Source organism: Sphingorhabdus sp. EL138, assembly GCF_900258045.1.
GTDB lineage: Bacteria > Pseudomonadota > Alphaproteobacteria > Sphingomonadales > Sphingomonadaceae > Parasphingorhabdus.
On the sequence record NZ_OGVD01000003.1, the window covers coordinates 367,600 to 391,897 of the forward strand.

Genomic DNA, 24,298 nt, shown 5'->3' on the forward strand with positions numbered 1-24,298 from the left:
TCTAGGCCTTGAACGCAGCGAGAAGCTGCGCTGTTTCATCTGCGACACTGGCGTCTGCCATTGCCATGGCACTGCCCAGGGGAGCAGCACCGTTCATGTTCCGAGAAAGCTCGCGCTCCTCATCAATCTGGATTTCACCGGTCGCCCCTTGAACGATAACCGGAATTTCAATGACCTGACCATCTGCGCGGATCGCCCGCACGATCAGGCGAACGGTTTCCGCGTCCACTGGTCGTTCGATAATCGCAAGACCGCGGGCATCCATACGGATCCAGCCAGGCAGCGGGCTGCCGTCGCGGGTGCGTAGCTGATATTCGACGATGCGCGGATCGCTCTCGGCCCCGATATCGCGGACTTCCATGTAGATGACCCGGTCACGAACAATCGATTCAATCATCACCTGGTCGCTGCCGGTCGATAGCTGGCGCACCGAGAAGCCGGTCAGGCCTTCGACAAGGAAATCGCCAAAGCGCGGATCGAACAGGCGGTCGGTGCCAAAACGCAGGTCTCGGATATGGTCAAGCTGGCGGACAAGATCATTAATCGGATTACCATCGACATCCAGCTCGCCCATTCCATTCAACCAGCGCAGGCCGTTGACTGCAGTGAGAAGCGGCCGATCGCCACCCAAGTCTGGCGTGTTATTAAGCGACCGGAAACTGTTCACCGTGTCGTCGATGATCAGCGGCGTCGTGATAAATTCGGTGATCGGATCCAGACTTGTATTAAGCTGTTCGCTATCGGGAAAACCGATGCCGGGATTGCCGAGCAATTCATTCACATTGGCATTGGCCTGCGTGACGATAACGGTCGCAGTGGATTCCACAAATCCGCCCTGCCCATCGCTGACAATATAAGTGATCGTGGCGACACCTTGAAATTCTGGGTCAGCAAAATGGGAAATTGTGCCATCCGCGTTGATCACAACGGTTCCGATATCGACCTTGGCGGTGAAAACGCTCAGTGGATCACCATCAGGATCGCTGCCATTAGCCAGCACATCGATAATCGTTTCTGCGCCACCAATGCCGAAGACTTCTTCATCGCCATCGACCGGCACTTCATTGACGTTGCGGACGGTGACCGCGACGGTTGCCGTGGACGTACCGCCGTTGCCATCACTGATCGTATAAGTGATTGTGTCCGTACCAAAAAAGTCGAGATTTGGTGTATAAGTGATCGTACCGTCCGGGTTGATCACTACGGCACCGTTAGCGGCGCTGACATTGGTTATTGTCAGCGGATCGCCGTCCAGATCAACATCATTGGCCAGCACCGGAATAACCACAGGCCGCTCTTCATCGGTATCGGCAATATCATTGGCCGCCACCGGTGGATCGTTGACCGGGCTGACCGTGACGGTAATTGTCGCAGTGGTAAAGCCGCCATTGCCGTCACTGACCTGATAGGTGATCACATCGGTGCCGTTGAAATTCGGATCGGGCGTATAGGTGATTGTGCCGTCGGGATTGATCGTTACCGTACCATTGGGCGCGTTTGCACTGGAGATGACCAGCGGATCGCCATCAACATCCGTCGCATTATCCAGCGGCGACAAATTGATCGGCGTGTCTTCCGGCGTGGCGGCAACATCCGGTGTCACTGCAGGCGGATCGTTGATGGGTGTTACATCGACCGTCACCGTGGCGGTCGATGTTCCGCCATTGCCGTCACTGACTGTATAGGTGATCGTTGTCGGCCCATTGAAATCGGGATCGGGCGTAAAGGTAACCGTACCGTCTGGATTGATAACCACCGTACCATTGGGCGAGGTTGCTTCGGTCACGGTTAAAGGATCGCCGTCAGCATCGGTATCATTACCCAGAACCGGTATCGTAACCGGCGCATCTTCCGGCGTTGAAACCGTATCATCAACAGCAACCGGAATATCATTGACCGGATTGACGGTGACGGTTGCGGTGGTCGTGGCAAAACCGCCATTGCCGTCAGAGATAGTGTAGGTGATCGTATCGACACCGTTGAAATTCGGGTCCGGAGTATAGGTGACCGTGCCATCGGCATTGATCACCACTGTGCCGTTAGGCGCGCTGGCCGCTGTAACGGTCAAAGGATCGCCATCAACATCATTGTCATTGCCGAGGACGGAAACAGTCACCGGCGTGTCTTCGTTCGTCTGGGCAACATCCGGTGTTGCAACCGGCGGATCATTGACCGGATCAACGGTCAGCGTCACAGTGGCCGTCGCGGTGCCGCCATTGCCGTCACTGATTGTATAGGTCACCGTCGTGGTGCCATTGAAATCCGGATCAGGCGTGAAGGTCACCGTGCCATCGGGATTGATCGTCACCTGACCATCAGGCGAGGTCGCACCGGTCACGATCAGCGGATCGCCATCGACATCACTGTCATTGCTGAGCACGTTGAGCGTGATTGGCGTGTCTTCCGGCGTCGTCGCCACATCATCGACAGCGACCGGCGCGTCATTGACCGGATTGACGGTCACGTTGACAATTGCGGTGTCCGTGCCGCCCTGACCATCGCTGATCACATAGGTGATGGTATCGTTGCCGTTAAAGTCCGGATCAGGCGTATAGGTTACCGTACCATCGGCGTTGATCACGACAGTACCGTTGGGCGCGCTTGCGCTGGCAACGATCAGCGGATCACCGTCCACATCGCTGTCATTGGCGAGCACCGGAATCGTAACCGGCACCTCTTCATCGGTCACTGTTGCATCATCAACCGCAACCGGTGGATCATTGACCGCGCTCACGGTGACAGTCACCGTCGCGGTCGAGGTGCCGCCATTGCCGTCGCTGATCGTATAGGTGATCGTGTCGGTGCCGTTGAAATCCTGATCAGGGGTATAGTCAATTGTACCGTCAGGCTGAATCACGACCACGCCATTGGCCGCGCTCGCCGTGGTGACGGTCAGCATATCGCCATCGGGATCATTGTCATTGGCAAGGACCGGAATGTTCACCGGCAAGTCTTCAGACGTTGAGGCACTGTCATTCACAGCCACGGGCGGCGGGTTGGTGATCGTCCAGGTGAAGTCCTGATCGACCGTACCGCCATTGCCATCATCGGCGGTAATCGTGACGGTATAGACACCGCCATTTGCCTGGCTCGCGCTGCTATCGATTGTGCCGGTGATCAGACCATTGGCGTCAATCGACAAACCGGCAGGCAGGCCGCTGGCGGTAAAGGTCAGACCATCACCGTCAACATCAGAGAAGTTGGCTGCCACCGATGTGGATATTATTGCACTATCGACATCGTTCCGGGGTGCAATCGGGCTTGCGACCGGGTCGTCATTGACCGCACCAACATTGATTTCGACCGTCGCCGTGGATGTTCCGCCATTGCCGTCACTGATTGTATAAGTGATCGTATCAGGGCCGTTATAATCCGCATCGGGCGCATAGTTCAGTGTGCCATCGGGATTGATGGTCACTGTTCCATTGCCGGCCGTGGCCAGAGTCACGGTCAGCGTATCGCCATCGGGATCATTATCATTGGAGAGTACGTCAATATCCAGCGGCGTGTCTTCGGTCACCGCGATCGGGCCATCATCACTGGCCACTGGCGGTGGGTTGGTGACCGTCCAGCTGAAGGTGCTGGAGACTGTGCCGCCATTGCTGTCATCGGCCGTGATGGTGACGCTATAAATACCGTCGCCATTGGGGCCACCCTGCGAAGCCGAGGGATCAATCGTACCGGTTATGTTGCCCGCGGCGTCAATGGACAGGCCGGGCGGCAGGCCGGTCTCGGTAAAGGTCAGCATATCGCCGTCGAGATCATCAAAGCTGCCACTGACATCAATCGCGATCACATCTGCATCGGCATTGCCCAATGCCGCCAGCGGCGTCACCGTCGGATCATCATTTTCGGCACCCACTGTCACCGTCACGGTGGAAGTGGAGCTTCCGCCCTGACCATCACTGATCACATAGGTGATAGTATCGGTGCCATTGAAATTAGCGTCCGGCGTGTAGGTCAGTGTGCCGTCCGCATTGATCACCACTGCGCCATTGTCCGCGCTGGCCGTCGTCACAGTCAGCGTGTCGCCATCCGGATCATTGTCATTGGCCAGAACATCAATCGGCGCGGTCGGCGTGTCTTCGGTCGTTGAAGCCGTGTCCGTATTGGCCGTTGGTCCGGGGTTGGTTATCGTCCAGATAAAGCTTTGTGTCGTTTCCAGATCGCCGTCGGAGGCGGTCACTTCCACCTGATAGACACCGCCATTCACCTGACTGGCGTTCGGATCGATTGTGCCCGTAATCTCTCCGGTCATCATGTCGATAGACAGGCCGGCGGGCAGATTGGACGCGCTGAAGGTCAGCGTGTCGCCTTCAGGGTCGCTGAACAGTGACCCGAAATCGACGCTGACGGCATCGCCATCCTGACTGTCACGGTCCGGAATGATCGTACCATCCGGCGCATCATTGACCGGATCAATGACGATAGTCGCAACGGCCGTTGCAAACTCACCATTGGCATCCTCAATCGTATAGGTGACGGTCGCAGTGCCGTTAAAATCCGGGTCAGGCGTAAAGTCGATTGTGCCGTCCGCCAATATAACCGCCGTGCCGTTGGTTGCAATGGCCGAGACAATCACAATTGGCGTACCGGGATCGCCATCCGGATCAGTATCATTAGCCAGCACATCGAGATTGATCAGCGTGTCTTCCGTGCCGACAAAGTTGTCATTTATCGCCCGGGGCGGTTCGTTGGTGATGGTCCATGTGAAGGTCGTGCTGACATTCAGCCCGGCCGCATCCGTTGCGGTCACGGTAACCGTATATTCCCCGTTCGGCACATCCGAAGAGGCTGTCGCACCGGTCGTTCCCGTCACCAGACCGGTTGCCGGGTCAAAACTCAGGCCGGTCGGCAAGCCGGTGACATTGTAAGTCAGCGTTGCATCATCGGCATCGCTAAAGGCCGATCCCAAGGGGACCGTGATTGCTTCGTTGTTCGAATCAAACAGGTCGGGCAGACCGACTGTTTCCGGTGCATCATTCACCGGTGTCACGGTCACTTCAACGGTTGCGGTAGCCGTGCCACCATTGCCGTCGCTGATCGTATAGACAATGGTATCGGTGCCATTGAAATCCGGATCAGGCTGGTAAGTGAGCGTGCCATCGGCTTCGATCACGATAGTGCCATTGCTGCTGTCGGCCGAAATGACGGTCAGTGCATCACCATCAGGATCGCTATCATTGGTCAGCACCGCTATGTTGACCGATGTATCTTCGGGGGTGGTTGCTGTGTCATTGGTGGCAACGGGCGGCGGGTTGTTCACGGTCCAGGTGAAGACGGAATCCACCGTGCCGCCGTTGCCATCGTCCGCGGTAACGGTGACCGTATAGACGCCGCCATTCACCTGACTGGCATCCGGATCAATCGTACCCGTGATCAGACCGTTGGCGTCAATCGACAGGCCTGCGGGCAAGCCGGTCGCGGTGAAGGTTAGTGTATCACCGTCAAGATCTTCAAAGCTACCGCTGACATCAACCGACACCATATCGGCATCGTCATTGGTCTGGTTGTTGAGCGGCGGGTCCGCTGTCGGTGCGTCATTCACTGGCGTTACCGTCACTTCGACCGTTGCGGTGGAGGTGCCGCCATTGCCGTCGCTAATCTGATAGGTGATGATATCCGTGCCGTTGAAATTGGTCGCCGGCGTATAAATCAATGTGCCATCCGGATTGATCACGACCGTGCCATTGGGCGCGGTCGCGCTGACGACAGTCAGGCTATCGCCATCGGGATCATTGTCATTGGCCAGCACCGCAATCGGCGCGCTCGGCGTATCTTCATCGGTGGTGGCTGCGTCGTTCACAGCTGTCGGAGCCGGGTTGGTGATCGTCCAGGTGAAACTGCCTTCGACAGTGCCGCCATTGCCATCATCCGCGGTGATCGTGACCGTATAGACGCCGCCATTGACCTGGCTGGCCTGGTTATCAATCGTGCCGGTGACCACCCCATTGGCATCAATCGACAATCCAGCAGGCAGACCGGTTGCAGTGAAGGTCAGTGTATCACCATCAAGATCGCTGAACTTGTCGCTGATATCGACCGAGATGACATCGGCATCTTCGTTATTGAGGTCTGCAATCGGAATATCAACTTCCGGCGCATCATTGACCGGCGCAACAGTCACTTCAACCGTCGCGGTAGAGGTGCCACCATTGCCATCGCTGATCGTATAGGTGATCGTGTCGGTGCCGTTGAAATCCTGATTGGGCGTATAGGTGACCGTGCCGTCAGGGTTGATCACAACCGTACCATTGGGCGCGCTTGCCACTGTAACCGTGAGATCATCTCCATCGGGGTCATTATCATTGGCCAGAACATCGATGATCACCGGCGTGTCTTCGTCGGTGGCTGCCGTGTCATCGGTTGCTGTCGGCGCCGGATTGGTCACGGTGTAGGTGAAGGTCGTGGACACCGTGCCACCATTGCCGTCATCGGCCGTGACGGTGACCGTATAAACACCGCCATTCACCTGGCTGGCCTGATTATCAATCGTGCCGGTGATCAGGCCGGTATCGGGATCGATACTCAGCCCCGCTGGCAAACCAGTGGCGGCAAAGGTGAGTGTATCGCCGTCGACATCACTGAAATTGCCGGCGGTTGGGACAGAGACCGTTTCGTCATCAACGCCCGTCACATTGGGCAGCGGGCTATCGACTACTGGCGCATCGTTGACAGGGGCCACCGTGACTTCGACTGTCGCTGTCGAGGTGCCACCATTGCCATCACTGATGGTGTAAATGATCGTATCGGTGCCGTTGAAATCCTGATTAGGCGTGTAGGTAATGGTGCCGTCCGGATTGATCGTCACCAGACCATTGGATGCGGTTGCCGAAGTAACGCTCAACGCATCGCCATCGGGATCATTGTCATTGGCCAGCACATCGATGATCACCGGCGTGTCTTCATCGGTGGCCGCCGTATCATCCGCAGCTACCGGTGCCGGGTTATTGACTTCCCAGACAAAAATCTGATCCACCGTGCCGCCATTGCCGTCATCCGCAGTGACCGTCACGCTGTAGATGCCATCGGAACCGGGGCCGCCTTGGGACGCATCAGCGGCAATTGTTCCAGTAATATTGCCAGCCGCGTCAATCGAAAGACCGGGTGGCAGGCCAGTGGCGGCGAAGGTCAGCGTATCACCATCCACATCGGTAAAATTGCTGGCGACGGAGACATTGATCACATCCGCATCATTGTCATTTTGAGGTGCAATCGGTGTGGCAACAGGTGCGTCGTTCACCGCATTGACAGTCACTTCAACCGTTGATGTAGCAAAGCCACCCTGTCCGTCGCTGATCGTATAAGTGATCGTATCCGTTCCGTTGAAATCAGGATCGGGAGTATAAGTTACCGTGCCGTCCGGATTGATCGTCACCGTGCCATTGGGCGCATCTGCCGCCGTTACCGTAAGCGGATCGCCGTCAACATCCGTGTCATTGGCAAGCACAGCAATATCCACCGGCGTATCTTCATCGGTGGTCGCGCTGTCCATATTGGCCACCGGTGGATCATTGACCGCGTCAACCGTGACCGCAACCGTTGCCGTCGACGTGCCGCCATTGCCATCGCTGATGGTATAGGAAATCGTGGTCGGCCCATTGAAATCCGGATTGGGCGTGAAAGTGATCGTTCCATCCGGATTAATCACCACGGTGCCATCCGGTGATGTCGCGTCAGTTACTGTCAGCGGATCGCCATCAATATCCGTATCATTACCGAGCACGCCGATTGTGACAGGTGTATCTTCATTGGTGGTCGCGACATCATCGACAGCCACCGGTCCGTCATTGACCGCATTGACGGTCACCGCGACCGCTGCCGTGGACGTGCCACCATTGCCGTCGCTGATCACATAGGTAATCGTATCGGTCCCGTTAAAGTTGGCATCCGGTACATAGGTGAGTGTGCCATCAGGGTTGATCGTCACCGTACCATTAAGCGCCGTTGCCGTGGTCACAGTCAGAGGATCACCATCCGGATCCGTGTCATTGGTCAGTACCGTAATATCAACCGGCGTGTCTTCGTCGGTGGTCGCACTGTCATTGACCGCCGTTGGTGCAGGGTTGGTCACCGTCCAGGTAAAAGTCTGGCTGGTGGTCAGGCCGTCGGGGTCGGTGCCCGTGACGGTGACCGAGTAGACACCGCCATTGGGCTGGCTGGCATCACGATCAATCGTACCGCTGATAATACCGGTCGCCGGATCAATACTGAGGCCAGTCGGCAGACCAGTGACATCAAATGTCAGTGTATCGCCATCCAGATCGCTGAAGAAGCTGCCGGTGTCGACTGAAACGGACTGGTTATCCTCATTGGTGACATCCGGAATGGGCAGGGATTCCGGTGCATCATTGACCGCAACGACATCTACCGTGAGCGTCGCTGTCGCAACGCCGCCCTGACCATCTGAAACGGTATAGGTGACAAGCGCTTCGCCATTGAAATTCTCTGCCGGTGTAAAGGTCAATGTGCCGTCGGGATTGACCACGACCGTACCATCCTGACTGCTCGCCGCGGTGATGGTCAAAGGATCGCCATCGGGATCGCTGTCATTGGCCAACACTGCAACCGTGACCGGTGTGTCTTCAGGTGTTGTCGCTGTATCATCGACGGCAATGGGCGGGATATTCTGGATCGAATAGACGAAAGTTGTCGAAACCGATTCACCCGATGGATCGGTCGCCGTAACCGTCACAATAAAAGGCCCGTTGACCGAACTGTCGGAATCGAGCGTGCCGGTGATCAGTCCGGTATCTGCATCAATAGTCAGCGATGGTGGCAGGCCCGAAGCAGTGAAGGTCAAGTCATCACCATCAATATCGTCAAAGCCCTGTGCCGTCGGAATGGAAACAGATGCTCCATCTTCACCATTTTGATTGGCCAGACCCACTGTGGTCGGACCATCATTGACCGGCGTGACCGTGACAGTAACGGTCGCGGTAGAGAATCCACCCTCACCATCGCTGATCGTATAGATAATCGTGTCTTCACCATTGAAATTGGCGTTGGGCGAATAGGCCAATGTGCCATCCGGATTTATCGTCACCGTCCCGTTACCAGCCTCAGCCTCGGTAATCGTCAACGGGTCACCATCATCATCAACATCATTGGCCAGAACGGCAATATTGACGTCTGTATCCTCATCCGTCGTTACGCTGTCATTGCTCGCCACGGGTGCCGGGTTGGTGACGGTCCATTCAAATGAGGTCGACACAGTCCCGCCGCGACCATCATCCGCGGTTACGGTGATGGAATAGACACCGCCGTTCACCTGGCTGGCGCTGCGATCAATGGTGCCGGAAATGACCCCTGTAGCAGGATCAATAGTTAGTCCGGCTGGCAGACCGGTTGCAGTATAAGATAATGTATCGCCATCGGGATCACTAAAGGCCTCCGCGACCGGCAAGCTGATCACCTGACTATCGAGATTAGTCTGATCACCAATGCTGCCACTTGTAACCGGTGTGTCGTTGACATCTGCGACCGTAACCGTGATCTCGGCCGTCGAGTTTCCACCCTCACCATCCGAAATCTCGTAAGTGATTGTATCCGTACCATTAAAGCCCGGGTTAGGCGTGTAGGTGACGGTGCCGTCGGCATTGACCACCACGCTGCCATTCAGGGCGCTGGCGGCGGTGATCGTGAGGTCATCTCCATCAGGGTCGCTGTCATTGGCCAGAGGCGAAATCACGACCGGCACATCTTCGTCGGTCGATGCGCTATCATCGATCGCGATTGGTCCGGGATTGCTGACATTGAAGGTGATCATCTGCGATGTCGTACCTCCATTGCCATCAGACACTGTGATGGTTGCCGTATAGACGCCGCTATTGGTCTGGCTAGCGCTGTTATCGATCGTTCCCGAAATCAATCCGCTATCCGGATCAATCGACAGACCGGGCGGCAGATCCGCCGCCGAGAAGGTCAGCATATCACCATCCACATCAGAGAAATTCCCGGCGACAGGAACCGAAATGACAGCCCCGTCTTCGGTATCCTGCGGCGGCAATGCCGTACCAACTGGAGCGTCGTTGACGGGCGCAACCGTGACTTCAATGGTTGCCATCGCCGTGCCACCTTCACCGTCGCTGATCGTGTAAGTGATGGTCGCAGTGCCATTGAAATTGGCGGGCGGAACATAGTTGACCTGATTGCCAACGACGGTCGCTTGTCCGACCGAAGCTGCGGCTGCGATCAAAGTGATCGGATCGCCATCCGGGTCGCTGTCATTGGGCAGAACGTCAATAAGCACCGGCGTGTCTTCATTGGTCGTGGCGGTGTCATCAACCGCAACCGGTGCGGGGTTGATAACGGTCCAGCTGAACTCCTGTGTAGCGCTCAGGCCGCCGGCATCCGTCGCGGTCACGGTCACCATATACACACCATTGGAGCCGCCCTGACTGGCCGAACGGTCGATGGTTCCGGTAATCTCTCCAGTGGCAGAATCAATACCCAGCCCTGCCGGAAGACCGGACACGCTGTAGGTAAGAGTCGCATCATCGCTGTCGGTAAAACCACCTGCGGTTTCCACGCTGATCCCGCTATCGGCATCTACATTGACCTGTGGCGGCAAGGCACCCACCGGTTTTGGGGCATCATTGACTGGTGCAACCGTAACTTCAACGGTCGCCGTGGACGTGCCGCCCTCGCCGTCGCTAATTGTATAGGTGATGGTATCAGTGCCGTTAAAGCCTGCATTGGGCGTATAGGTGATGGTGCCATTCGGATTGACCACCACCGTTCCACTAGCCGCACTTGCTGCCGTAACGCTCAGATCGTCTCCATCGGGATCATTGTCATTGGCAAGCACATTGACGGTAACCGCCGTATCCTCATCGGTAGACGCCGTGTCATCTACCGCTGTCGGCCCTGGATTAGTTACAGTCCATGCAAATGTCTGGGTTGCGGGCGTGCCTTGAAAATCGGTCGCTGTGATCGTGACCATATAGACGCCATTGGTGCCGCCCTGGCTGGCGCTATTGTCAATCGTGCCGGTAATCTCTCCGGTATTGGCATTGATTGACAGTCCCGGCGGCAGACCGGTCGCGCTATAGCTGATCGAAGGACCGTCAATATCGGTGAAGCCGCTGGCCGTAGCAACGCTCACACCCGCATCGGCATCCACATTGGTCTGTGGTGGCAAGGTGCCAACCGCGATCGGCCCGTCATTCACCGCGACCACGGTCATGTTGAAGATCGCGCTATCCGTGCCGCCTTCACCATCGCTGATCGTATAAGTGATCACATCATTGCCATTAAAATCAGGGTCAGGTGTGTAGGTCAGCGTGCCATCTGCATTGATCACTACAGTGCCATTGGACGCGCTCGCCGCGATGACCGTGAGCGGTGCATCGCCATCTGGATCCTGATCATTGGCCAGTACGTTGACGGTAACCGGCGTATCTTCATTGGTCGAGCCGCCATCATTATTGGCTTGCGGCGGCGGATTGGTAATCGTCCAGGCAAAGCTCTGGTTTGCCGATTCTCCGTCCGGATCGGTTGCCGTCACGACAATATTATAGACACCGCCGGAACCGCCCTGGCTGGCGCTGTTGTCGATCGTGCCGGTAATCGCACCGGTACCGGCATTGATTGACAGGCCAGGTGGCAAACCGGTTGCCGAGTAGGTGAGTTCGCCAAAGCCATTGTCCGGATCGCTAAACCCTTGCGAGGTGCTCACAAAAATACCCTGAGCCGCATCGACATTGGATTGTGAAGGCAGGCTGCCCACCGGCACTGGTGGATCATTCACTGATGCCACGGTCACATCAAACGTCGCGGTCGAAGTGCCGCCACGTCCATCGCTGATCGTGTAAGTGACCGTATCGGTGCCAGAAAATCCGTTATTCGGTGCATAATTTAGTGTGCCATCACCATTTATCACCAACGTACCATTGGGCGCACTTGCGGACACAACGGACAGCGTATCGCCATCCCCATCAAAATCATTGGCCAGCACATTGATATTGTTAATCGCTGTACTTTCATCGGTCGTCTGAGTGGCATCATCGACTGCCGTTGGCGGGTCATTAATCTCAACGACACTGATGGTGGAGGTCGCCACATTGGAGCTCAGCACCGCATTAGAGAAACTGATCGTTATATTCCGGTCCACCTCAGACGGCCGTTCTGTGGTATTTTCAAAGGTGATCGCGCGCAGTGCAAGGCGATAGTCTCTAGCACTGTCTGCGCCTGTCAACTCCACACCAGTATCGGTCCGTGTGTAGCTGATGCCTCTCACGGTTCCCGATGCTGCATCGGAGCCATTCACCAGCAACCGGTCGCCTGCCTGCGCATTGGTGAGGGTTATGCTGGCACTTTCCACTTGACCATCAGGATTGGTAATCCGAACATCGCGGTCGACAATGCCAACGCTATTCCCGTTTTCGACATAGGTTCCGGCATAGGCCGAACCACTCGCCGTGCTGTCATTGCGATCCAGATCCAGCCGCGGGATGGACACGGTTGTCCCACCACTACCGAGATTAAAATCGAGATCACCATCATGGCTAAAGCCTGCTTGCGGAACGCCGGACGCAGGATCGATATTGTAAGTAATTGTGAAATTGCTCGTGTCGAGCCAGTTAAAGCGTGCCGCAGATGGTGACTGTGGCGGATTGGAGTTCTGGCTCTGTGTGCCAGATGCGGTTACCTCTCCGGCAACCGACGTATCAAATTCGATATTGGACGTGCCGGCATTCTGGAAAGAAGACAACGTGTCTGTGCTGACTGTAACAAATTCGCGTGATCGGGGTTGTCCTGCGACACCGTCGATATCAGCAACTGTGTACGATACATCAATCTCAACCGGTGCACCGCTGGCTGTGAAGAAAATGTCCCAGCGCACTTCGGCTGTGGCAAGCGGTCCGCCATTGCTAACCAACAAGAAACCCGGATCGTCATTGCCGCTGAACGGCCGGTCAAATCTTATGGTATCGCCAGCAGTGATGGAAACAATGGTTGCGCGGATGGAAATGGATTGACCAGCGACCGTGCCGACGCCATCCCAGGTTGCTGTTGCACCCGTAGTCTGCCCGGGTGACCGCCCGCCGGGAAAATTAAACGTACCTGTCGATATGATGTTGCCCGCCGCATCGCGCACGGTCAGTGAATTGGCCGGCGCTGATATAGATGTAGGTGCAAGCAACCCATCCCAATCGCGCGCCACCAGTGAAGCCGCCTCGACACTGCCCAACCGGTTTTCCAGCGTCCAGTCACCGCCGCGCAATATGCTGCCGGTATCGTCGATGGAAGCTGCAATATCGGCACCGGTTGCGGCGGCCAATGCATTCATAAGCTGTTGTCCCGCAGCATCACCGCCGACCTCACAGCCGTAGATCAGGATGTCGCCATCAGCTGATAGCTTTGCCCCTATGGACGCCAAGGATGAAGCCAGTGCGCCAGATACCGACGCGCTATCAATCCGCGTCGTGCCGAGCCAGAATACACCTTCATCACCATGGCTTACCAGATGGATCGCGCCAATATTATCAGCACCCGCGAGCGCGGTCATGATCTGGTCGACCCCGTCACTATTACCGTCAATGAAAACAATGATACCTTTGCCCGCCCAGGTCTCGGCCAGTTCCTGGTAGTTTTCGACATTGGTATCGATGAAGATATAGTCCTGCCCAATGGTCGCTGCGCCCGGTTCAACCGGATCATTCTCCGCCACGAAGGACTCAAAGCCAAAGAACATAGGCCGCACGGCTGATCTGGAATCATTGTCGTCTATGATAAAATAGTCCCGGAAATCGGCAGGCCTAACTCCGGACTCCCGGATGTCATAGGTTACCCGCTCTGGCCGCAGTGCGTCGGGATACAGACCGCCGCCCGCGCCTGTTCCGGCTACAGAGTCCGAAATCTCCGCATTCTTGAAAGGAGCAGCGCCCAGAGCTTCCTGCACAACAATCGCTTCCTTGGCGACGACAGTGCTGGAAACATCGGCCGCCGGATAAACCGGGTAGATCGGTACGGCTGCAGGATCATCATGTACAGGAGCCATGAGCGAAGCTTGCGCTACCGGCAGATCCGCGCTGCGATCGGCTTCAGCAAAAGATATGGCCTCTAATTGGACTGGTGTTTCGCCGTCAAGCATCACTACGGCCCTGTTGTCGCTATCATCAGAAGCAGAGACGAAACCTGCAGAAAAGGCCCCTGGATCATCCGCCAGAGAAACATTTACAGTGGCTAAATCGACTCGCCCTGCATCGGGGGTCCCGAAGTCCCGAACAGCAACCGCCAACGGAGCCAAGCCGATATTTGGCACCGCCGCATCAGAAAGGTTATTATTGTCATTAAAAGTAATACCAGAAGCAAGTGGAGTGCTTTCCAGCACATCGACGGTCGATACAGTTGTGGCCGCCGTTACCACCGCAGCCCCGTCAAACATCATCCGCGGTTCCAAAGCAATCAGATGAGCTTGCGGAATCCTGGTTTGTTTGGTCATCTAGATCTCCCGGACAGGCACGATTGAAATTCTATTGTAAATGCGCCGAAACAATGTGGCGCAACACAAATATCCAATGCCCCAGGATCATCTGCTGTTTTTGACAAGTAACAGAAAAACGCAAGGGGTCGCAACCCCAAAAATCTTTGTTTTTCATACACTAGCCAGAGTTTACAACCTGTCGTGCATTGTAAACGGCTCATTGCAAACAAGATGAAATTCGACTTTTTTACTTCATCGTTAAGCCTATAAGGGCTTATTTTACTTATACATATTTTGACATAATCGGCCATTCAACTCACACCGATTCATTATGTTCCAACCGAGCAAATTTACCGCGCGCCTCAACATACGCTTCAGGCCGCTCACTGAAGTTTGCTTATTGGAAGAACTGCCTCTTCTTCTTGTAAGCCTCGAAAAAAGTGAAAAGATTGACAATTGCACGAATCATCGTGCCCAAATGCCGAAGTGAGTTACGGATAGAACTGGCGCACCCAAAATTTCGAGCACAACTGGCAGGCATGATCGCCTGCTGGTGCAGAAGAGGGACCGTGACTTATAGCTAGTGCATTGTAATATAGACATAAATGCCCCTTGTTTGGTGCCTATATACCGACAATTATACCGTCATTTGTCTGCGGTAGGAAATCGGGACTCGAACCATCCAGGCTTTTTCTCGGCCTGACAGATAAATCCAGCAACGCATCTCTTTGGGTGCCTCACTTACGGGCTAATCACCCTTCCGCTAAAACAAGACCAACATATTCAGCGCCAGTTACCTGGTAAATCATCGCTGGCATGATGATGCACCTGCCTTGGAGCATATCCATGACTAGATAAGTTGTATGTGTCATATCTGTCTAGAGATTCGCACCAGCAATACTAACTCTAAGATATCTAATGAACCCATTCCCCATTAAAGCGCTGACCGAAGAGGATTTCGATGGAATTATTGATTCTATTGGCGGAATGCGCGCGCATCTGGATGCCGACCGACGCGAGCGTAAGGGGGCAGATTACCTGATCGATGGAACGTTGATCGAGTTGAAGATCTTGGACGATGAAGGATTGACCAAGGCTCCACGCCAAGAAAAGCTAGCGAAACTTTTTTCGACAGAACAGCCCAATCGACCAGTTGTCGTTCTCGACCCGGAAGCTCTTTCATCAGAAAAACAACATAAGTATCAGCGAATTGTTGAGGGACCGGTCAAGACAGCTATCGCAAAAGCACGAGTTCAACTGGCGCAATCGAGAGAGGAAATTGTTGACGCGACTGGTTCGGTGCTTTGGATTGTCAACAACGGGTATACTTCCATTGACCACGAAGACCTGGAGGAATTAGTTTCGCATCGTGTCAGGAATGATACAACTAGCATCGACGGGGTGATTGTCGCTGGCTGCTATTACCATAGTGACGGATTCGATAGCGTGTTTCTTTGGCCTTGCACCTATATTCCCATAAACCTTGCCTTTGGTTTCCCTGAATTTGAAAAACTCCAAGTAGCGTTTCAGGGTTTTGCAGAGAAGTTTATGTCGACGCTAATCAATCTGGACACGCCGATAGGTGAGAAGTTGGCCGTCTCAGATGTCACATTTGATCTTGGGGGAAAGCGTTATGTGCGTCCCGCCCCACACTTGGGAAAACCATCGGACTTTTATGTAAATGGTCGCCCGCGCAGAAATTCTACTGGGTTCGAAAAATGCCCTCCTGTTGCCCTGATTGTTCCCGATCTGTCTCGCTCCGAGCACAACGCCGTACGAGAGATTAGCGGTGAGAAGTTCGGGCCTCTTTCCACCTATGAAGCTTGGCTTGAGTTTATCGAAGAGGCGAGAGAGGAGGCTTCAGAAATGCAACCTCTGGTCGCTATCCCGGTGGATGCTCAAGAGTGGTTGAGTTGGTGCCGCTCCCAAAAATTGGAATCGTCACGATCTAGCTTGTTGAGTTATGCGCATGAGAAGTTCGTTGATCCCATGAACAGCATTATCTCGCGAGCTCGCGAACGCACATCGAACTCTCTGGTGCTTAGCTCTTACATTCTCGCCGTAACAGAGGAAATTGGTCAAGACTGTGAGAACGATGTCTCAGACATTGCAGTAGTCAGGGAAAGACCGCATGGCGAGCCGATAATTCGGCCCCTTGTCGAAGATGCGCGCATTTTTCACGAACATGCTGTTGCCCTTGCAGCAGCTTATGCGTTGTCGCAGGGCGTCGGCGCAGTTTTATGGCAAAAAGAGCGAAGTTACTGCTGGACGTGACACTTATTCAATCAGAAGGAGGTTGAATATTGTATTCCAAATTTCACAAACTTCTCTAGTCTTTGACTTGTTTTAGAATATCAACCAATGTCCGATTCACATCGGGGGTGTAAGATATGAAAGTTCGAAGTTTTTTCGCTATCTTTGCAATCGCAATGGTGACTAGCGCTTGTGGGAAGAATGTTTTCTTTTTCGAAGCACAATCAACTCAGCCAGTGACAAATGAGACACGTGTATTTGTTGACGCGTTTGGGAGTGCATACCCGATGGAGGTGCTAAGCAAAGTCCCGGGGAAGCTCCCAAGCGGTAGTCTTTACCGCTATTTCAAAGAAAATGTTGGGAGCGAATGCAGCATTCAACATCCCGGCTCTCAAACTGCCGCCCTTTGTTCGTCCACAGACAGTTTGGTCAATTGGAGAGCGGGGCAGAGGAAAGTCTGGGATGGCCTTGCGAGAGAAATTATCGCGAAAGCTGGTGACCCGAACGTACCGCTGGATCTCGTATTTTTGGTTCATGGATTTAACAATACTCACGGTAATTCTAGCCAATCCTACGTCAAAGCTCGCAACGCTTTAAGTCGACATGCCAATCCAGGGAGGACCCTGCGGTTCGTTGAAATCTATTGGGACGGATTTCGTTCACCGATTGGCCTAGGAGCCTGGGGCAAAGCGCAAGCCTCCGGACCCTTGGTGGGCTTCCATTTAAGGAGCCTACTAAATTCGTTATCCGATGAAATTGCTGCGAGAAAAAGCCAAGACGTAGATCTAAAGATCCTGTCTCACAGCTCAGGCGCATTTGTGTTGGGTGCGACGTTCGGCGACCCTAGCGCTGCCCTTCCAGAGATGCAGGCTATTGACAATGACGACTATCGAACTTTTGTGATCAACGCTGCATCACGCAACGGCGCGTATCCTGGTCAAGCCGACCGCGGCGGGTATCAAAACCAATCTCATCATTACGACGGATCGCCGAAGCTATCATCTTCAACTGGAATCCACCCAGCGCACAGCGATGGCCGCGCTGTCATGGACCTATCCGGCGGACGAACTCATCGCCATCAAGCGCGCAAGCGTTGCGGCGCGGGCGCGCACGCCGATTGCAGAAGGTCTGGATATTAGCCGGCTCCATTTCGGTTATGCCATTTCCGGCGACAATCCGTCCTGGCGCCCGGTTCGTGTATTTGATGATGGCGCTCAGGTGTTTATCGCCTTTCCAAAGACCATCGCCCATGATGAGGCTCCGCCTCTCTTTGTAACTGGCGCAAAGGGCGAGGCGCAGCTGGTCAATTACCGGATGCGCGGAAATTATTATATTGTCGACCGACTGTTCGAAGCCGCTGAACTCAGACTGGGCAGCAAACCGCAAAGCGTTGTGCGGATAAAGAGGACAGCGGACAGAAAATCCAGGCGGCGGGAGAAGCGCTCATGAGTCCGGTAGAAGAGCAACCGAGTACCCCGCCACCCAAGGTCGATCCGGAAACCCTGGCGCTGCGCGGCAAGGCACCGCGTATCATCCGTTTCAAACGCGGGGTGATCATCGGCATTGCTGCTATGGGCGCGCTTGCCATTGTCGGTGTGACCTGGATTGCGCTCAAACCGGCTACGTTCAAGCTGATCGCCGACACCGAAACGCAAATCCATGCGGAGAATAAACGCCCGCCGGACGCATTGGCAGGCGGCCCCAAAAGCTATGCCGATGTCCCGAAGCTTGGATCGCCGCTGCCCGGTGATTTGGGAAAACCGATATTGGACGCGCAGCGCAAAATGGCAAGCGAGGACGGGTCATCGTCGATGGCGGATCAGGACGCGCTGAATGCAGCGCAGGCAGCGGAAGCTGAACGACAACGGCGAGAAGCGGAGCTGCGCAAGGTGCGCGAAGCAGGCGTGATATTGCCATTGCAGCGGGCCGCATCCGTGACTGCGAGCGCCACCGTTCCAGCACCATTGACGGCTAATGAAGCGGGTTTGCCAGCTGGCACAAAACCGCAGGGGCTCGATCCGGCGCGTGATCCCAATGCCCAGGGGCGCAAGATCGATTTTCTAAAAACCGCGGGCAGCAGCGATACTATCAATCCACATCCATTGCAGCCATCGCCGTCACCGTGGACATTGTCTGCCGGGAGCATAGTTGCGGCCAGCCTGATTACCGGCGTCAATTCCGATCTGCCCGGACTGGTGACTGCCCAGGTGACCGAGAACATCATGGACAGTATGACGGGTCGTACCATTCTGATCCCGCAAGGCTCCCGCCTGATCGGCGAATATGACAGCGTTATCGCTTTTGGTCAGAGCCGCGCTCTGCTGGTGTGGCAGCGCATCATATTTCCAGATGGTTCGTCGCTACAAATCGACAATGCGCCTGCAAGCGATACGTCGGGATATGCGGGGCTTGCCGACACGGTCGACAATCACAGCTGGAAGCTGCTGAAGGGCATTGGGCTCTCGACGTTGCTCGGGGTCGGCACCGAACTCTCCTTTGGAGACAGCGAGAGCGATCTCGTGCGCGCCCTGCGCGAATCCACACAGCAGAATGCGGACCGGGCCGGACAGCAACTGGTCGGCAAAAACCTCGCCATACAGCCCACGATCAAGATACGTCCGGGATTTCCGCTGCGGATCGTGGTGCACAAGGATCTCGTCCTGAGGCCCTGGACCGGCGGAGGATATTGAGATGGCAGGTCTTCGCATCGACAAACTTCCCGATCGGACGCCGGTCAAGCTCACGATTGCTGTACTGCCCGAGCTGAACGATGCGCTCGCTGATTATGCGGCCATTTATACCGACACCTATGGGCAAACAGACCAGGTCATCGATCTGATACCCGCGATGCTCACCACTTTTTTGGAGAGCGATAAGGAATTCAAACGCTGCAGGGCAAGGCTGCAAAAAGGCAATCAGTGATGGAACCGACAGACATGCCATCCAAGCCTGAAATATATCCAATCACCGTCCGCATCCCGGTTGCAGTGAAGATGACTGGCATTGGCCGGTCCAAGCTATATGAGTTGATCGGCGCCGGCGAAATCGAGACGATCAAGGTGGGAAGTTCGCGATTGGTCATGGTCAGCAGCCTGCAGGATTTCATCGACCGACGCCGCACATAGGCTGTTTGGTCTTTTGACATGGCCGGTAGAAGCAGACTTTCAGCTAACGCCCCAGCTGCGGACATTCGAATTGGCTGGGTGTGAGGTCAGCTTTGCGCCCCAATTTCGGACATTGGAGGCCATAGCTCTGATGTCCGAAAGCGGACAGAAGCCACTTCGATCTCTCTAGTTCCGCCGCCAAAGAAGGTTTCACGCAGCAGCTCCCATATCCTTGGCCTGGCCGCTTGTGGGACTGGCCTTGAAGTCAGTTTGTGAGCAAATTTATTCAAAAAACCAAAGCTGGGAGCTTCCGCAGGCCTATTCTTGTGCTTCCAATGGGCGCAAAATGTAATTCGAAAAATGGTGATCTCGGCAGATTTTCTACGATGGCAACCATTGCCACCCGTATGCTTTCGTCCCGAGGGATCGCCAATGCGCGTGTTCCTAGTCTATGAAGTTGACGATAGAGCGGCCCTGTGGCTCATTTACCCTAAGTCCAATGTGCTGACGGCCAAGGTGCGCTTGTTCATCGACTTTCTGGCCGATCGAATTGGCGGGATGACATGGCCCGCTGGTTGAGATCAGCTTTTGCGACCGGGGAGACACTAGTCATATCTCTGCACTTCAATCTCAAGCGCGAATATCACAATGAAGCATCCCAGATCGGAACTTGACTCATATGATACAAATGCCATATCTATATATGATTAGTATCATATGAGAGAGATTTTATGTCCTTGCGATATGCGATATTGGTTGCGCTAACTGATGGACCCAAAACCGGTTATGACGTGGCCAAGCAGTTTGATGAGTCGACCGGATTGTTTTGGCGTGCTCAGCATTCTCAGATTTATCGCGAGCTGCGAAAGCTGAAAGACAAAGGCTATGTTCAATCTGAAGAGATTGAGCAGACTGGCAAGCCCAATCGCATTGTTTTTCAGATCACAGCTTTGGGGCGTTCCGGTCTTTTCGACTGGTCTCAATCTCCTTCGGAACCACAACCTATGAAAGACGACTTTCTGGTTCAGCTCTATGGAATTGAGTCTGTTGACCTAAAGGCACTGCGCGAAAACCTGTTTTTGAGACTGGATCGGCATAAAGACCGTCAAAAACAATATGAGGCAATTCATAACAAAATTGGCAAGGCTTGTTCATTGTCGGATTTGGGTCGGAAACTAGCTCTGGAAGTTGGCATGAGAAATGAACGGGAATGGGCCAGTTGGTGCGCCCATGCTTTGGAAGAATTGAGCGAACAGCGCGTCCGGGAACTGAGTTCAGTGCTCCCCATCAAACAAGCTGAGTCATGACTAGGGCAAATTGCACTGCAAAACGGATCGCGAAATAGGGAGAAGCCAAATGAATAAGCTAATTTTATGGTCCGTCGGTCTCGCTTACATCATCAACGGATTGGTGATGTGGTTCGCTCCGCAATGGTGGTATGACAACGTGCCTGGGATCGCGCAGATGGGTTTGTATCATAAGCATTTTGTCCGGGATATCGGCATTGCCTACGGCGTGATGGGCGGCGGTATATTGTGGGCATTTCGCGATGCTTCAGTAGGAATGTTCGCCTGTATCTGGCCTGCTCTTCATGCGATCTATCATATCGCTATCTTCTTTCACCGGGGTATGTTGTTTGACGATGTGTCAGCGACCAACCTTTTACTGATCCAAATTCCCGCGTGGGCCAGCCTGTGGGTCATCTGGAAAATGCTGAAGTTAAAGCAATTCTCCGAAACGTAGCATCACGGCAGCGCGATGCGGAAGAAGATCATCTGTTGTCACAGGTTGTAGCTGATCCCAACGATAAAGTGGAGCTTGTGGAGACTTTGAATTCCGCGACCTCTTCATCTGACATCCAATGCATGTTGTCTGCCGGGGCAGCCTCGAGCGTGAACCAGTAAAACTTCTGATCGATCCCGATGTCATCATAATATGCAAGGTAAGGCTCATGCTCCGGATCGGTGCGCGGTAAATCAGTGGCGACAAAGTTTTCAGCAGCCCAAGAATGGACGCCAACGCAGGCACCAGCCTCGAGAATGCGCTGCACTCCAGCGAGAAACAAATCCGTGCCACCTGAGGCGACGAGGCCATCGGAAGGAACAATTGTGACAAAGCCTAATTCTCTAACAACTCGGCCGAATTCAATATTTGCCTCATCGTCCACTGAACCGCCGACATTTTTCAACACCAGCGTTCTGATATTCGGGTTTTTCTTCAAGACATTTTCGAAGGAATTCAAGCTATTGCTGTCAACCTCACCAACCGCCGTAATGCGATCGCGTTCCAAAGAAAATTGCATAGGTGTATGATGAAGCTGATGTTGACAGCCGGCGAGCGCGGTCAGGAAAATCAAAATTATGAATTTGGTTCGTTTCAATGTCTAATCCTAGCGTGAAGTAGGTGCCGCCGATCAAAAATTTTATGTCCTATTTTAAGCTGGGCCTGTTTTTTTACCCTCTGTTCTCGGTCGCAGGTCGGCCGATAAACAACTAAAAGGATTTCAGTTGGACTATTGATCGCCGGAAGAACAATTGAGAAAACTGCCGACTTTCAACGGGAACTTCAGTTGCCTTAGTTTCTAAATGGCGACGGCGGTTAAAAGATCTTGGCGTCTCGGTTGCTATTGAGGTACCTCTTAAGATATCCTTGGCATCATATGACAGAGGATTTTCTCCACTGGCAGGCTGAATATTTCCAATGCCTGGAGTCGCAACTGCTACAAGAATAATTGCGATTACCGCAGAAAAAGGCAGATCAATGGGGGTTAGCGTTCGTTTCATTTCTATTCACCTGATGTAAATTACAGACCCGTAAAAATCGGGCCTTCAATGCAACGACGGCGACGAATATCTCGATCCGCACTTGGGGATAGTAAAATAGGATCCATTTGGATATGCTATATCATCACTGATTGATGATTGATCTGGTGCTCCGCGGCGAGTACCACTTGGTTCTTTCGATATAAAGGTGGTTGATGGCTATGAGTGGGAGGGATGACAGCGAAATAGCTTGCGTCTTCCTAGCTAAACGCGCTGTTATAAAAGGCTTTTTAAGTTCCCGTCTTGGTAATGCTGCGGACGCAGAAGATGTGCTTCAAGATCTTTGGTTGAAAATTGACCGGTTAAAAATCGGGCCGGTCGATGATCCGTTATCATATCTGTTTCGGATGGCGCAAAATGCAGCCTATGATCGACGCCGCTCTGCCAAGCGCCGGGCTGACCGGGAACAGCAATGGGTTGAAACACAATCCAGCACGGCCGGGTCTGAATATGTTGACGATTCTCCTGATGTGGTCAGCCATTTGCTGAGCCGCGAAATGCTTGCAGAAGTTGAGCAAGTTCTGGACGGCTTGCCAGAAAGAACATCCTATATTTTCCGGTCGTTTCGAGTGGAAAGCCGAGCGCAGCGGGATATAGCAGCGGAACTCGATATCAGTGTAAGCGCCGTGGAAAAGCATCTTCGAAAAGCTTATCGGGCAATTATTGATTTTAGAAAGGGTGTGGATTCAGACGACTGATAGCGTCGTATTGATAAGGCATGAATGATAAACACATCTTGAACAGGGACGAACCACAACTGCTCGATGAAGCCATTGAGTGGCATGTTCGCGTCAGCGACCCTCACGCTTCGCCTTCGGATTGGATGGCGTTCGGTAAATGGCTGGACCAAGGCGAGGCGCACCGGCTGGCCTATGATGAGGTTTGTGAAAACGACCTTGGGCTGGATGGGTTGCAAGAAAATCCTGCTGAGGGTGAAACCGATGAGATACCGTCAACGCCCGTGCCAGCAAATGACAATCGGAAATGGCAAGTAGGTCTCGGACTGGTCGCCTCACTATTCATTGCTTTTCTGTTCTGGCCATCAGGCGGTAGTCCTGAGCTGGATATCTTTCAGACAGCACCTGGGGAAACGCGGGTTATAGCTCTTGGTCCTGAAACACGGATCGAAATGAACGGCGACACAGTAGTCGCGACAGACCCGGCCAACCCGCGTTTCGCTCGACTGGATCGGGGTGAAGCGGTCTTTTTTGTGAAGCACAACGAATCGAAACCCTTTGTTGTTGAAAGTGGATCATTCACTTTGCGGGATGAAGGCACGGTGTTTAATGTAAGAAATGCAGAGAAACTTTTCAGCGTGTCGGTATCGGAAGGTTCTGTTCGCTTTAATCCGGAACAAGAACAGCAGCTTGTAAAAGCCGGGCAATCGCTAACCCTAACGGACGGAAAAAATCCGGTATTGCGTGCTATTGAACCGGAAGCCGTAGCAGGCTGGCGCGAGGGACGGTTATACTATGACAACGCACCTCTGAGCGCTATTGCCGCTGATCTGGGGCGACTGAGTGGCAAGAAAATAAGTGTCGCCGACTCAATCTCCGATCAACGTTTCACTGGGGTCATATTGGTCGACAAAGAATCCGAGGCAATGGCTCAAAAATTGGAGCAGTTGCTTGGCGTAAGGGCTGAAAACACCGATGAAGGTTGGCATTTTGTCCCTTAAGGTGTTGTTG

The 24,298-nt window shown here is 54.0% G+C and carries 13 protein-coding genes; 10 read left to right on the forward strand and 3 right to left on the reverse strand.

Going from position 1 to position 24,298, the window contains the following annotated elements; genetic code table 11:
- Position 1: 1 nt before the first annotated feature.
- The gene (locus DK507_RS07920; RefSeq protein WP_109355837.1) at positions 2-14,449 is read right to left on the reverse strand and encodes an Ig-like domain-containing protein; all 14,448 of its coding nucleotides are present in this window, start codon (positions 14,447-14,449) and stop codon (positions 2-4) included.
- A gap of 900 nt (positions 14,450-15,349) precedes the next feature.
- On the opposite strand from DK507_RS07920, the gene DK507_RS07925 reads away from it, so the two are divergent.
- The 8 genes from DK507_RS07925 to DK507_RS07965 all read left to right on the forward strand — a co-directional run bounded on the left by DK507_RS07925 (position 15,350) and on the right by DK507_RS07965 (position 21,531).
- Positions 15,350-16,705, forward strand: coding sequence for a hypothetical protein (locus DK507_RS07925; protein ID WP_109355838.1), 1,356 nt, complete (start codon positions 15,350-15,352; stop codon positions 16,703-16,705).
- Positions 16,706-17,593: 888 nt separating this feature from the next.
- On the forward strand, positions 17,594-18,133 hold the full coding sequence (gene trbG, locus DK507_RS07935; protein WP_109355840.1) for a P-type conjugative transfer protein TrbG: 540 nt from the start codon (positions 17,594-17,596) through the stop codon (positions 18,131-18,133).
- Positions 18,130-19,374 carry a TrbI/VirB10 family protein gene (locus tag DK507_RS07940; RefSeq protein WP_109355841.1) on the forward strand — a complete coding sequence of 415 codons (1,245 nt, stop codon included), beginning with the start codon at positions 18,130-18,132 and terminating at the stop codon, positions 19,372-19,374. The genes trbG and DK507_RS07940 overlap by 4 nt, the downstream gene beginning before the upstream one ends.
- Position 19,375: 1 nt before the next feature.
- Positions 19,376-19,606, forward strand: a complete 231-nt coding sequence (locus DK507_RS07945) for a DUF2274 domain-containing protein (protein ID WP_109355842.1) — start codon at positions 19,376-19,378, stop codon at positions 19,604-19,606.
- Positions 19,606-19,809 carry a helix-turn-helix domain-containing protein gene (locus DK507_RS07950; RefSeq protein WP_216822358.1) on the forward strand — a complete coding sequence of 68 codons (204 nt, stop codon included), beginning with the start codon at positions 19,606-19,608 and terminating at the stop codon, positions 19,807-19,809. Before DK507_RS07945 ends, DK507_RS07950 begins: the two co-directional genes overlap by 1 nt.
- A gap of 411 nt (positions 19,810-20,220) precedes the next feature.
- Positions 20,221-20,367: a hypothetical protein gene (locus tag DK507_RS07955; protein WP_216822359.1), complete on the forward strand. Its 147-nt coding sequence runs from the start codon at positions 20,221-20,223 to the stop codon at positions 20,365-20,367.
- 152 nt (positions 20,368-20,519) lie between these two features.
- Positions 20,520-21,095, forward strand: a complete 576-nt coding sequence (locus DK507_RS07960; protein ID WP_109355843.1) for a PadR family transcriptional regulator — start codon at positions 20,520-20,522, stop codon at positions 21,093-21,095.
- Positions 21,096-21,144: 49 nt separating this feature from the next.
- Entirely contained in the window at positions 21,145-21,531 is a 387-nt protein-coding gene (locus tag DK507_RS07965) for a hypothetical protein (protein ID WP_109355844.1), read from the forward strand.
- A 28-nt stretch (positions 21,532-21,559) separates the two neighbouring features.
- On the opposite strand, the gene DK507_RS07970 is transcribed toward DK507_RS07965, so the two are convergent.
- Positions 21,560-22,168, reverse strand: coding sequence for a hypothetical protein (locus tag DK507_RS07970; protein ID WP_216822360.1), 609 nt, complete (start codon positions 22,166-22,168; stop codon positions 21,560-21,562).
- Positions 22,169-22,280: 112 nt separating this feature from the next.
- Positions 22,281-22,571: a hypothetical protein gene (locus tag DK507_RS17840; RefSeq protein ID WP_162558959.1), complete on the reverse strand. Its 291-nt coding sequence runs from the start codon at positions 22,569-22,571 to the stop codon at positions 22,281-22,283.
- Between the two features lie 200 nt (positions 22,572-22,771).
- Between DK507_RS17840 and DK507_RS07975 the strand changes: the two genes are divergently transcribed.
- Together DK507_RS07975 and DK507_RS07980 are read left to right on the forward strand one after the other, a co-directional pair.
- Complete coding sequence (locus DK507_RS07975; protein WP_301950668.1) at positions 22,772-23,308, forward strand: RNA polymerase sigma factor; 537 nt, start codon at positions 22,772-22,774, stop codon at positions 23,306-23,308.
- Between the two features lie 20 nt (positions 23,309-23,328).
- Positions 23,329-24,288 carry a FecR domain-containing protein gene (locus DK507_RS07980; protein ID WP_109355846.1) on the forward strand — a complete coding sequence of 320 codons (960 nt, stop codon included), beginning with the start codon at positions 23,329-23,331 and terminating at the stop codon, positions 24,286-24,288.
- Positions 24,289-24,298: the final 10 nt, after the last annotated feature.